This window comes from Acinetobacter calcoaceticus, assembly GCF_051947995.1.
Classification (GTDB): Bacteria; Pseudomonadota; Gammaproteobacteria; order Pseudomonadales; family Moraxellaceae; genus Acinetobacter.
Genome location: NZ_JBLVVH010000003.1, coordinates 111,940 through 124,265 on the forward strand (window position 1 = coordinate 111,940; position 12,326 = coordinate 124,265).

A 12,326-nucleotide genomic window follows, 5' to 3' on the forward strand; every position below is an offset into this window, starting at 1 on the left:
AAGGCTTAGTTCTCACCGTTACCGTTATAGCTGCCACTGGAAATTACACGTGCAGGACTACGATTGGATAAATCACTATCCATCTGGTTTTCACTGTCACGAATATAGTTACCAATGCTGTCTTCATGCTCGTCACTCTGTGTTTCATCTGTCTGTGGAATATAGGTTGGTTCCACTTCATAATGAGACTGACCACATAAGGTGGCACGACGTGGCACTGTTTGACGCAATAAAGGAATATACATCGCGCCATCACAGCCTTGAGCAGACAAATCACCGCTGGCGCTATCAATCCATTGCCATTGCACATTATCAGTTTGACGCAGATTAACAGGCTCTTGGCGAAGCTGTTTCATCACACTGGTCCAGACTGGAAGTGCACCTGATGAGCCGGTTAAACCTGTAACTTTATTGTCATCCAGACCTAACCACACCACTGCAACATGATTGCCTGAATAACCTGCAAACCATGAATCTCGGGTGTCATTGGTGGTCCCGGATTTACCCGCCAGATTTAATGATTCAGGTAAGCTGTTATAGGCAGAGCGACCTGTGCCAGAACGCATCACCTGTTGTAGGCCAAAGTTCAGGATATAGGCTGCGGCAGGGTCAATGGTCTGTTGTACATTCAAGCCATAACGCTCAAGCAAATGTCCTTTGGCATCCACCACTGTACGGATCGAACGAGGCGGATATTTAAAGCCACCGGTGGCAAAGTTGCTATAGATGCTCAAGACTTCCATCGGTGACATATTCACTGCGCCCAGATAGATCGAAGGGTAGGCCGGAATATCTGAAGTGACACCAAACTGTCTTAATTTATTGCTGAACGCAGATAAACCAAATTCATTGCCTAAACGGACAGTGGATAAGTTGTATGAGTTGGCTAGAGCTTGTTGCATTGGTACAACACCATGCTCACCACCGCTATAGTTTTTCGGGGTCCAGCTCTTATCACCATCAATTGGAATATTGACGGCACTGTCTTCAATCGGGCTGGCCCAGGTGTATCGGCCTGATTCGATTGCATTCAGGTAAATGATCGGTTTAAGCAAAGAACCGACTTGGCGTTTGGCATCAAGCGCACGGTTAAATCCGGTAAAGTCCTGTGTTGAACCTACGGCTGCAACCAGTTCACCATTTTCAGGATGGGCAACCAGTACCGCACCTTGCAGGTTTCTTAAACGGCCCGGATTAGCATTGGCTAAACGGCTAACAGTACTCTTAAATGCGTTCTGCACCTGAGTCTGTGCGATTGGATCAAGGGTTGTGAAAATTCTCAGGCCTTGATTGGTAATATCACTTTCTTGATACTCCGTGCGGAGTTGGCGACGCACAATATCCAGGAAATCAGGGAATTTAGCAGGGCCTAAGGTTGGCTTGCTGACCACATTTAATGGACGGGCAATTTCATCTTCATATTCAGCATCAGTCAAATAGCCCATCACTTTCATGTTGTTTAAGACAACATCACGACGTTTCTTCGCAGATTCAGGATTACGCCAAGGGTTATACAGAGAAGGGCCTTGAACCAGACCAACCAGAAAGGCCTGTTGGGAAATATTCAGTTCACGCAATGGTAGACCGAAGTAAAATTGTGATGCCAGACCGTAACCATTAATCGAATAGCTACCATTTTGACCCAGATTCACCTCATTTAAGTAAGCTTCCAGAATCTCGTCTTTGCTGTAATGTAATTCAATCAATAGCGCCATGAGGGCTTCATTGACCTTACGTTTCAGCGTCTTTTCCGGTGATAGATAGAAATTCTTGACCAATTGCTGGGTTAAGGTTGAACCCCCTTGGCGACGCCCACCCGTCACATTACTGACGACAGCACGTGCAGTACCACGGATTGAAAGACCATGATGGTGATAGAAGTTACGGTCTTCCGTCGAGATCAAGGCTTCGATCAGGGTTTCAGGTACTTTATTCAGTTTAATGAGAACGCGGTCTTCATTATGTTGCGGATAGATACCACCGATCAATAAAGGTTCTAAGCGAGCAATCCCTGTATTTGAGGGTTTGGTAGAGCGCACTTCACTGACTTCGCCATTGGCAAAGGCCAGTTCCAGCACCTGTTCAGGTTCGGTACTATCACCGTAGTCGAAACCACGGGTATGCACATACATCTGGTTGCCCTGAACCACATAGCTACCCGACTTGTCGTAGTTCGCCGTATTCTTATATCCCAGTAATTTTAACTCTTGGGTAAAATTATCCTGGGTAATCGGTGCATTGGCGTAGATTTCCAATGGGCGAGCAAACACCTTGGCAGGGATGTCCCAACGCTGACCTTCAAACTTGTCACGAATAATATTATCCAATCGGATCAGATAGATACTAAAAGCAACAAAGACACCTATCACTAACATTGAGAAAATGAGTGCTAGAAAACCAATACCACGTTCAAACTTCATAGATTTGCGTTAAAACCAAAACAATGACGGTAATGATGCGATAGCTTATTGTCATTTTGCAATCATAAAACTGTGAATAAATAGCAACATGCAATAAAAAGTTTAAGCATGTGTTGACATTAAAGGTTTAAAAAAGCAACGGATAGACATTTTTATACTTTTTAATCAATCATCAACGCAACATTAGCTGTTAATGATATGATAGCCAGTAACCGCAACGGAGCTGAATTATTCGTGCAAATTTCACATAAATCCTTTCGAAATATTGGTCTCATTGGACGACCAGACAAGTATTCTGTAGTAGAAACGTTATGTTTAATTCATGATCATTTGATCAGTTTAGGCTTAAACCCCGTTTTTGATCAGGAAACAGCAAAACTTGTTCCCTATAGTCATGGTCAGACCGTGAGCCGTAACTTGCTGGGTGAAGTCGTTGATTTAGTGATTGTGGTGGGCGGTGATGGTTCATTGCTCCATGCTGCACGTGCTTTAGTACGCTATAGTACGCCTGTGCTCGGCATTAACCGGGGGAGACTCGGTTTTTTAACCGATATTAAGCCAGCCGAAGCCATTTTCAAACTGGATCAGGTGTTACAAGGCCAGTTTCAGCTGGACCGCCGTTTCTTACTGGAAATGGAAGTGCGTACCAATGGTGAAACCATTTATGATGCGATTGCATTGAATGATGTAGTGTTGCACTCAGGTAAATCGGTGCATATGATCGATTTTGAGCTGAACATTGATGGACAATATGTCTATCGTCAGCACAGTGATGGTCTGATTGTTTCAACCCCAACGGGTTCAACGGCGTATGCACTTTCAGGCGGAGGGCCGATTTTGCACCCTAGTATGGATGCGATCGCGCTGGTGCCGATGCATCCGCACACCTTATCATCACGTCCGATCGTGGTGGGTGGACAAAGTGAAATCAAGATTACCATCCGTGAAAATCGTGTTCTGCCGATGGTGAGTGCCGATGGTCAACATAGTGTTGCATTAAATGTAGGTGACACGGTGCATATCCGCAAACATCCGTTTAAACTAAGCTTATTACATCCACCAGGTTATGACTTTTATATGGCATGCCGTACCAAATTAGGGTGGAATCAAGATTTTGAATCTTTTCAACAGGATGACTCATGAATATTGAACAAATGCTCGCTATTTTAAATCCTGAAATTGTTGAGCGTCTTCGTACTGCTGTTGAAATTGGTAAATGGCCAAATGGCGTTGCACTCACCAAAGAACAGCGTGAAACCTGTATGCAGGCTGTGTATGCCTGGGAAATGGAAAATTTACCAAAAGAACAGCGCAGTGGTTATATTGACCGTGGTACCAAAAAAGATGGTGAAGAGTGTGATGATGACCATCACAAAAATGAACCTGAATTTAAGCCGATTCGTTTTGTTTAAGATGAATTGAATGATTAGAATGCTCCGATGATCGGGGCATTTTTTATAAGACTAGTGATTAATCGACTCTGAGTGTTAATTGGAAGGTTCTTACAAATTGTATGACGAAGAATAATAAAAAATACTTAACGTTATTTTTTTGCTTATTCATTTCAGCCTGTGACCCATATATGGCAGGAGATGATGAAATTGTTCAACATGTTCATTTAGACAAATTAACTGCTTCTCAAATCAGCGGGATGAGTGGTGATCTTTTTACATTTAATATGGGGGCTGAAAGAAGCCTTCGCCATTTTTATGTTCAGGGAAACTATAAATATTCACATTTTAGATGCACGCCAATACAAGATTATGTCGTCATCGGATCTGTTTCGATTGATGAAGAGCATGTTGAACATGGGATGTATATTTCATCGGGTTCTTTTAAAGTCTGTGAAGATGAATCCATGAATACCTGCCTCAGGAAGACGCAGATTGAGGGGTTATTAACAGATAATCTTTCGTGCCGGCTTGTTGTTGGGGGGCTTTTCAAAAAAAGTAAAGTTATTGCTGATTCTATTGTGATTACGAGAGATTCAATCCTTGAATCGAAAAATTTATAAAATAGTCTGTATATTTTATTCAATGAATGGCGATTTCTTTTACTTGAAATCGCCATTTTGACTTAGTTCAGACGCTTTTCCCATAGTGTTTTGGCTTTATCCATCGCTTCATCATAACTATTCACAGCACCCATGGTATACAACGCAATTCCCATGGTTTCAACGACTGCCAATTCACCATATTCATGCGTCTGCTCACCCAGCCAGACTGCTTTAAATACAGCCAGATTCAGTTCTTCTTCAATCGGACTACGGTCAGGTGTTAGCTTTGGAAGTTCGTATTCGTACAACTCACCATTTTTAATCCCGCAAATTAAAGTTTTAGCATCAGGATTACGTTCAAACTCACCACCTTCACCCTTAATCACCGCACTATTTTGATAGCCCAATCGAAAAGCCGTTTGTTGATGTGAAGTACGATAAGCAGGGTGGAAGATCGCTTGTAAAGTGGCTTTGGCATTAAAGGGATTAATCAGGCGTGCCAGTGTGTGAATCGGAGAGCGTAATCCCATCACATTTCGCAGTGAAATCAGGTCACTTAAAATTGGTGAAATTGCTTCCAGTGGCAGATAGGCAAAGTTGTGCTGTTCAAGTTGCTCACGGACATCCTGTTCATTTTGGCAAATAGAATAGCCTAAGTATTGCAAAACTTGCTCAGTATAAACACGGTTAATGGTATGGCCCGATGCACCGTGCATCACAATTTTATAACCATGATGCGCTAAAGTGAGTGCTGCCAATAAGAACCAAGGATAGTGTTTACGTTTGCCTGCATAAGACGACCAGTCCAGATCGACCTCAAGTGGCTGAAAATTCAGTTGATCAAGCGTGGCTTGAACAAAACCTGCCAGTTCATCAACGGATTCTTCTTTAACACGTAACAACATCAAGAATGCACCCAACTGCACATCCAGTACTTCATCTTGCAAGATCATGCTAAAAGCGTGATAGGCCTCTTCATAACTCAGCGAACGTGAACCAGTTTTACCTTTACCCAAAATACGAACATATTGAGCAAATGGATGTTCTGCGGTTTTATAGATATTTCGTTTTGTGTTCATGGCTGTATTGAGGGTTGTCACTGAGAATGAGATCAATATGACATAAAATCGGGTCAGGTAGCATAAAAAAACCAGCAAGCTGTTTAATCAATAAGCAACTGTGGTTTAAAGAAACAAGATGCAAACAAAATTATTGACCGAATCAGTCTAGTGATTTGATGTAAACGGGACATGACATCCTATCTAAAAGTTATTAGCATGACTGCGAACGAATTTTTAAGAACAAAGAAAGCGAAAGGAAATAATGATGTTAGCTTACGATGCAGATTTGGAACTCTTCCGTGATAACTTTAAGCGCTTTATGAGCGAGCAGATTGCACCGCATTATGACCAATGGGAACGCGAAGGCATCATGCCACGTTCAGTATGGACGGCGTTGGGCGAAAATGGATTCTTGTGTGTCGATGTCCCGGAAGAATACGGCGGTTATGGTGTGCCAACCCATTATTCACTCATGTTGGTCGAAGAGTCGGCGCGTGCGGGTTACTGTGCATTATCAACCGCAATTTCATGCCACTCTGAAATCGCTGCACCTTATATCCAGCACATTGCAACAGAAGAACAAAAACAGTACTGGTTGCCAAAAATGGTATCAGGTGAAGTGGTTGGTGCCATTGGTATGACTGAACCGGGTGCTGGCTCAGATTTACAGGCGATGCGTACTAGTGCCATTTTGCAAGATGATCACTATGTGTTAAATGGCTCGAAAACCTTTATTTCAAACGGTCAACATGCTGATTTAGTGGTGCTTGCCGTGAAAACTGATCCCCAAGCACGTGCCAAAGGTGTGTCATTGATGTTGGTGGATACACATCTGGAAGGCTTTAAAAAGGGCACTAACCTCGACAAAATCGGTTTACATTCACAAGATACTTCAGAGTTGTTCTTTGATAATGTCAAAGTGCCGAAAAATCAATTACTGGGTCAAGCAGGGCAAGGGTTTGCTTATTTGATGCAGGAGCTTCCACGTGAACGTACTGCGATTGCAGCTACCGCTTTAGGCGCAATTCGTGGTGCAATTGACTTGGCAACGGCGTATGTCAAAGAGCGTCAGGCCTTTGGTCAGGCAATTTCACAATTCCAGAATACCCGTTTCGTCTTGGCACAAGCGAAGATTGATGAGTTGGCAACTGCTGCTTTCTATAACCAAAACGTTGAGCTATATAACGAAGGTAAACTGGATGTAGAAACTGCTGCGGCATTGAAGAGCTTCAGTACTGATATGCAAATGAAAGTTGCAGATAACTTGCTTCAGTTATTTGGTGGTTATGGTTATATGACTGAATACCCGATTTCACGTTTCTTCGTTGATGCACGTATCCAGCGTATTTATGGTGGAACCAACGAAATCATGAAAGAAATTGTGGCGCGTGGCATTATCGGTAAAGCTTAATCCGCATTCATCTCGTCAAACAGCCTGCTTGAAAGCGGGCTGTTTTGTTTTTACGATTTTTTCGATCGACGAAGAACCGGATAATTTTGTTGTTGAGGCAATTGCTGTAAGGCTTGATTAATTTTTCTCAGAAACTCATCGGCTTCATCTTGCCGAAAAATATCTTCCGTATATTCACTGCGTTGTTGAAAGCGGCTACAGCCTCTTATTTCCATATTAGATGGCTTAAATGACCAATCATTTGGGTTTTTTAAGTAAATACTTAAATCACTTTCACAACTTTTCCATAAATTTAAGAACACATTCGATTGTTCTGATTTAAATCCCATTGCAGGGTAGACGCGAAAACCTTTCATTTCGGGATTTGAAAATTGAAAAAACTTATCAACCGGCATACCTCACCAAAGGATTGCAGTATTTTTAGGCAAGGTGATGCCTGTTAAGTTCTGTTCTTTTAAGGCATGAGTTTGCTGATGCGTCTGTCTAAAGTGTTGTGATTGATAAGTCAGTTTGGTTTGAGACGGGACATGTATTCCACGCACCTGATTGCTTATTGGGGTGATAAAGTAAGGCGATCGGTCGGTGCCATTGCAACCTGCAATCATAGGGCAGCCACCACATGCAGTTAAACCGATAGTGATTAGACTCAATAAACCTAAGATGGAAATCTTATTCATTCTATTAACTATTGTTATGACATCTTTTCGCAGTATAGCCAATCTATCTTATCAAAAGGTCTGAATTTAAGCGGAGAGAATCGTCCGCTTCAATTCAGCTGTGTTTATTCAAGATGTTATGGCGTTGGTTCATCAAATAGATTTGAACAACTTTGCGGCTGACAACCTGCCAACATAATCGCTTTGGGCAAGCTGGCATACATATTGGTGAGATGCTGTTCGGCAGGATGGCGGTAATTCCAGAACAAGAAATGCTTTGAACGTTGCTGATTAAAGTTTTGAAAGAAGTTGTTCTGCTTTTGCAAGGATTCAGCATCTGGTGTTGGGCTTCGTCCATGTTCATGTGTACCCACTGTGGTCATCAGCATGATCTCTTGAGCACGATTTGCTTTATTGTTTAACCAATTCTTTTGTTTGTTGAGCAGCGCATAATCATCAAACCAAAGTGAAGGGCTGGCGGCAATATAACGCTGGAACATGTGTGGTTGGCTAAAGAAAGTGTGTAAAACAAACAGTCCACCAAAGGAGTGCCCAAATAAACTCTGTTGCTGTGAATTGACTTTAATTTTGGTTTGAATCGCAGGCTTTAGCTCTTTTTCTATAAATTGAATAAATTGGTCTGCACCACCATAAGTGTACTTGGCTTGCTTTTGGAACTCAGCCAATGTCTGAGGTGTATAGTCTAAAGCACGCTTTTCTACATCAAAAGTGCTTTGTTTAGGATAACCAATCGCAACAATGGCGACCGGACTCAGACCTAAACGATTGGCTCCACCACCCACAGATTTAGCGATATTGGCGGCACTATCAAATGCGGCATTACCATCCAGTACATACAGCACAGGAAAACCTTCCTTTGGAGCTTCACCAGCAGGAACCGAGATCTGGATCAGATAATCATGTTTTGTATATTTGGATGCTATTACAAAGCTTTGCTGAATATTGGTCTGTGCTTTGAGAGGCGCTTTATTCGAACTGGAGGTATTGGGTTGAGCAAAAGCCAGTGGTGTTGCCATGAGCAGAGAAAAAGTCAAAATCCCAAGATGTTTAAACATCACTTTATTTACACCCATCAAAATTTTGATGAGTAATATATAATGAAAATCATTATCAATAAAGTTTAATCAGAAAAAGAGTTAAAACTCAGCGTGTTTAATGCCTAAAAGTATTGTTATACTCTAGCTCGGATAATCGATTCATAGATAGATTGTAATCCATTCTTATAGATGATTTTGCTGAGGCTGCATTCAATGGTAAACGATGGACAAAACACATCGAATTCACTTAATTTAGAACAAATTCGTAACGATATTGATAGTGTTGATCAACAAATCCAAGAGTTACTCAACCGCCGTGCGACACTGGCAGAAGCGGTAGCTAAAGCGAAATTTGCATCCGAAGAAAATCCACTGTTTTATCGTCCGGAACGTGAAGCGCAAGTGCTGCGTAAAGTCATGGAGCGTAATCAGGGCCCTTTGTCTGATGCAACCATGGCACGTTTATTCCGTGAAATCATGTCGGCATGTTTGGCGCTTGAAGCACCACAAAGCATTGCATTCTTAGGGCCAGAAGGGACATATACCCATTCTGCGGTGTTAAAGCATTTTGGTAAAGATGCGGTTGTACGTCCATTACCGACCATTGATGAAGTGTTTCGTGAAGTTGAAGCAGGCAGCGCGCACTATGGTGTTGTTCCTGTAGAAAACTCATCTGAAGGGATTGTGAACCATACCCTGGATTGCTTTAAAGCATCGACTGTCAATGTGATTGGTGAAGTTGAACTTCGTATTCATCACCAGTTCCTGGTGTCTGAAAATACCCGTAAAGACAGTATTAAACAGATTTATGCGCATCAGCAAACCCTGGCTCAATGTCGTAAATGGTTAGATGCACATTATCCGGGCGTTGAGCGTGTTGCACTGAACTCAAATGCAGAAGCGGCACGCCGTATCCGTAACGAATGGCATTCTGCTGCGATTGCCTCTGATATTGCGGCCAGCATGTACAATCTTGAGATTTTACATAGCAATATTGAAGATAATCCTGAAAATACCACACGTTTCCTTGTGATTGGGCGTGAGAAGATTCCTCAAAGCGGTAATGACAAGACCTCGTTATTGATCTCTGCGCATGATCGTGCAGGGGCATTACTGGAAATTCTTGCGCCATTTGCCAAGCATCAAATCAGCTTGACCAGTATTGAAACACGTCCAGCATTGCCTGAGAAATGGGCTTATGTGTTCTTTATTGATTTAGAAGGACATATCGGTCAGGAAAATGTTGCAGCGGCATTGGAAGAAATCCGTCCAATGGTGAAAGAGTTACGCGTACTCGGTTCGTATCCAATCGCTGTTTTATAATCCCGTTTTATCGTATGGATAGATGACTTCGGTATCTATCCATATCAAAGTCGTCTCATTAGGCAAATATGTTTTATGTCTCAACCATTATTTAAGAAAGTTGCATTTATTGGGCTTGGACTGATTGGGTCGAGTCTTGCTCGTGTGATTGTGGCAGAACAACTTGCAGCTCAAATTGTGGCTTCAACACGCTCAAAAAAAACATTAGAAGATGCTAAGGCACTCGGTCTTATTCAACACGGTTATGCAACACCAGAAGAAGCAGTTCAGGGTGCAGATTTAATTGTTTTAGCATTACCTGTTCGTGCGACACAAAAAGTGCTGGAACAGATCAAGCCTTATCTTGCAGACAATGTCATCATTACCGATGTCGGTAGTACCAAAGGCAATGTGGTTGAAGCGGCAAAAGCTGTATTTGGTGAAAAGCTACCGGTTGGTTTTGTACCAGGGCATCCGATTGCAGGTGCTGAGCATACTGGGGTACATGCAGGTAAAGTTGATTTATTCGTCAATCACAAAGTGATTCTAACGCCACTGCAGACCAGTGCAGCGTGGGCGGTTGAAAAACTGATTCAACTCTGGTCTGCGGCAAAAGCAGAAGTGATTTGCATGGATGTTGCTAAACATGATGAAGTGTTGGCGCATACCAGTCATTTACCGCATTTAATGGCATTCAATCTGGTGGAACAACTGGCAAATCGTGAAGATAATCTAGATATTTTCCGTTATGCAGCCGGTGGTTTTCGAGACTTCTCTCGCATTGCAGCCAGTGATCCGCAGATGTGGCATGACATTTTCTTTGCCAATAAAACCGCAATTTTGAATGCGGTTAATGGCTTTGAACAGCAATTATCCGTTTTAAAGAAATTGATTGAACAGGAAGATTCGCAAGCGTTGATGGGGCTATTGGGCCACGCGCAGGCAGCACGCCAACATTTTAATCATATGTTAGCCAAAAAACCTTTGATGGAGAAAAACAAGGTGACACAGCAATTTAGCATTTTACCGGGAAAGAAAACATTTACAGGTAAATTTACCGTACCGGGTGACAAATCTGTGTCACATCGCTCGATTATGTTTGGTGCGATTGCGGAAGGCACTACCCATGTGACCGGCTTTCTGGAAGGTGAAGATGCACTCGCGACTTTGCAGGCTTTCCGTGATATGGGCGTGAGCATCGAAGGGCCGAAGAATGGTGAAGTCACTATTCATGGTGTGGGCATGCAAGGTTTAAAAGCGCCAGCAAGTGCTTTGTATATGGGCAACTCGGGCACCAGTATGCGTTTGTTGTCTGGCATGCTGTCTGCACAGAAGTTTGATTCAGTCATGACGGGTGATGCGTCATTGTCTAAACGTCCAATGGAGCGTATTGCCAAGCCACTTCGTGAAATGGGTGCACTCATCCAGACCACAGGTGAGAAAGGTACGCCACCTGTGAGTATTACCGGCAGTCAGGCACTTAAAGGAATTCAATACGATTTACCGATGGCGTCAGCTCAGGTGAAATCAGGTATTTTATTGGCTGGTTTATGGGCTGAAGGTGAAACGTCGGTGACTGAACCAGAACCAACCCGTGATCATACTGAACGTATGTTACGTGCCTTTGGTTATGATGTAAAAACTGAAGGTAATAAAATCTCGCTTGTCGGTGGTGGCAAATTAGTGGGTACTGATATTCAGGTGCCTTCGGATATTTCGTCAGCTGCTTTCTTTATGGTCGGTGCTGCGATTACCGAAGGTGCCGATGTGGTGCTGGAAGCGGTTGGGATTAACCCGACGCGCACAGGGGTGATCGAAATCCTCAAGAAAATGGGTGCTGACCTGACGGTTGAGAATGAACGTATCGCAGGTGGTGAGCCGATTGCAGATATTCATATCAAAGGTTCAAGAACCCTGAAAGGCATTCACATGCCAGAAGATCAAGTACCTTTAGCCATTGATGAATTCCCGGCATTGTTCATTGCTGCTGCATGTGCAGAAGGTCAAACCGTGTTGACGGGTGCTGCTGAGCTTCGCGTCAAAGAATCTGACCGTATTCAGGTGATGGCAGATGGCTTAAAAATCATGGGGATCGACTGTACCCCAACCGAAGATGGTATTATCATCGAAGGTAAAGGTAAGTCTGGAGACTGGTCACCGATCTTTACAGGTGGTGAAATTGAATCACATCATGATCATCGTATTGCCATGAGTTTTAGTATGGCGGGTCTACGTACTTCAGGTGAAATCACCATTCATGGGACCGAAACAGTAGCGACAAGTTTCCCAACCTTTACCGAGCTTGCAAATTCGGCAGGATTGGATTTAAGTGTAGTCAATCAGTAATCTGATTTGAGTAAAGCAGCATTCATCTTAAGACGGTTGAATGCTGCTTTTTTTATGTGTTTATCGCTAAAAAGAA

The 12,326-nt window shown here is 42.9% G+C and carries 9 protein-coding genes and 1 pseudogene; 6 read left to right on the forward strand and 4 right to left on the reverse strand.

All coding sequences use genetic code 11. From position 1 onward, the window contains the following. Positions 1 to 5 precede the first annotated feature (5 nt). A complete protein-coding gene (gene mrcB, locus ACNQO6_RS06375) occupies positions 6 to 2,420 on the reverse strand; it encodes a penicillin-binding protein 1B (RefSeq protein WP_440208424.1) in 2,415 nt (804 codons plus the stop codon). A gap of 234 nt (positions 2,421 to 2,654) precedes the next feature. Here mrcB and ACNQO6_RS06380 point away from each other — a divergent pair, with 234 nt between their 5' ends. The 3 genes from ACNQO6_RS06380 (at position 2,655) to ACNQO6_RS06390 (ending at position 4,434) form a co-directional block, all read left to right on the forward strand. Next, entirely contained in the window at positions 2,655 to 3,563 is a 909-nt protein-coding gene (locus ACNQO6_RS06380; RefSeq protein ID WP_262753510.1) for an NAD(+) kinase, read from the forward strand. After that, positions 3,560 to 3,832 (forward strand): YeaC family protein, encoded by a 273-nt coding sequence (locus tag ACNQO6_RS06385; RefSeq protein ID WP_005230905.1) that lies wholly within the window; start codon positions 3,560 to 3,562, stop codon positions 3,830 to 3,832. The genes ACNQO6_RS06380 and ACNQO6_RS06385 overlap by 4 nt, the downstream gene beginning before the upstream one ends. A gap of 101 nt (positions 3,833 to 3,933) precedes the next feature. Further along, complete coding sequence (locus ACNQO6_RS06390; protein WP_440208425.1) at positions 3,934 to 4,434, forward strand: hypothetical protein; 501 nt, start codon at positions 3,934 to 3,936, stop codon at positions 4,432 to 4,434. 62 nt (positions 4,435 to 4,496) lie between these two features. On the opposite strand, the gene ACNQO6_RS06395 is transcribed toward ACNQO6_RS06390, so the two are convergent. After that, positions 4,497 to 5,495, reverse strand: a complete 999-nt coding sequence (locus tag ACNQO6_RS06395) for a glycosyl transferase family protein (protein ID WP_440208426.1) — start codon at positions 5,493 to 5,495, stop codon at positions 4,497 to 4,499. Positions 5,496 to 5,742: 247 nt separating this feature from the next. On the opposite strand from ACNQO6_RS06395, the gene ACNQO6_RS06400 reads away from it, so the two are divergent. After that, positions 5,743 to 6,888: an acyl-CoA dehydrogenase family protein gene (locus ACNQO6_RS06400; protein WP_343579052.1), complete on the forward strand. Its 1,146-nt coding sequence runs from the start codon at positions 5,743 to 5,745 to the stop codon at positions 6,886 to 6,888. A gap of 50 nt (positions 6,889 to 6,938) precedes the next feature. On the opposite strand, the pseudogene ACNQO6_RS06405 reads toward ACNQO6_RS06400, so the two are convergent. Beyond that, positions 6,939 to 7,565 (reverse strand): annotated as a pseudogene (locus tag ACNQO6_RS06405) (hypothetical protein). Between the two features lie 116 nt (positions 7,566 to 7,681). Then, positions 7,682 to 8,620, reverse strand: a complete 939-nt coding sequence (locus ACNQO6_RS06410) for an alpha/beta hydrolase (RefSeq protein WP_440208427.1) — start codon at positions 8,618 to 8,620, stop codon at positions 7,682 to 7,684. A gap of 195 nt (positions 8,621 to 8,815) precedes the next feature. On the opposite strand from ACNQO6_RS06410, the gene pheA reads away from it, so the two are divergent. Then, entirely contained in the window at positions 8,816 to 9,925 is a 1,110-nt protein-coding gene (pheA, locus tag ACNQO6_RS06415; protein ID WP_004772565.1) for a prephenate dehydratase, read from the forward strand. A gap of 75 nt (positions 9,926 to 10,000) precedes the next feature. Continuing rightward, a complete protein-coding gene (locus ACNQO6_RS06420) occupies positions 10,001 to 12,250 on the forward strand; it encodes a bifunctional prephenate dehydrogenase/3-phosphoshikimate 1-carboxyvinyltransferase (RefSeq protein WP_440208428.1) in 2,250 nt (749 codons plus the stop codon). Positions 12,251 to 12,326: the final 76 nt, after the last annotated feature.

What these genes read in the sequence shown, in the direction of transcription:
- mrcB (WP_440208424.1), bottom strand. Translation starts at nt 2,420, where the DNA reads ATGAAGTTTGAACGTGGTATTGGTTTTCTAGCACTCATTTTCTCAATG.
- ACNQO6_RS06385 (WP_005230905.1), top strand. Translation starts at nt 3,560, where the DNA reads ATGAATATTGAACAAATGCTCGCTATTTTAAATCCTGAAATTGTTGAG.
- ACNQO6_RS06410 (WP_440208427.1), bottom strand. Translation starts at nt 8,620, where the DNA reads ATGTTTAAACATCTTGGGATTTTGACTTTTTCTCTGCTCATGGCAACA.
- ACNQO6_RS06400 (WP_343579052.1), top strand. Translation starts at nt 5,743, where the DNA reads ATGTTAGCTTACGATGCAGATTTGGAACTCTTCCGTGATAACTTTAAG.
- ACNQO6_RS06420 (WP_440208428.1), top strand. Translation starts at nt 10,001, where the DNA reads ATGTCTCAACCATTATTTAAGAAAGTTGCATTTATTGGGCTTGGACTG.
- ACNQO6_RS06395 (WP_440208426.1), bottom strand. Translation starts at nt 5,495, where the DNA reads ATGAACACAAAACGAAATATCTATAAAACCGCAGAACATCCATTTGCT.
- pheA (WP_004772565.1), top strand. Translation starts at nt 8,816, where the DNA reads ATGGTAAACGATGGACAAAACACATCGAATTCACTTAATTTAGAACAA.
- ACNQO6_RS06390 (WP_440208425.1), top strand. Translation starts at nt 3,934, where the DNA reads ATGACGAAGAATAATAAAAAATACTTAACGTTATTTTTTTGCTTATTC.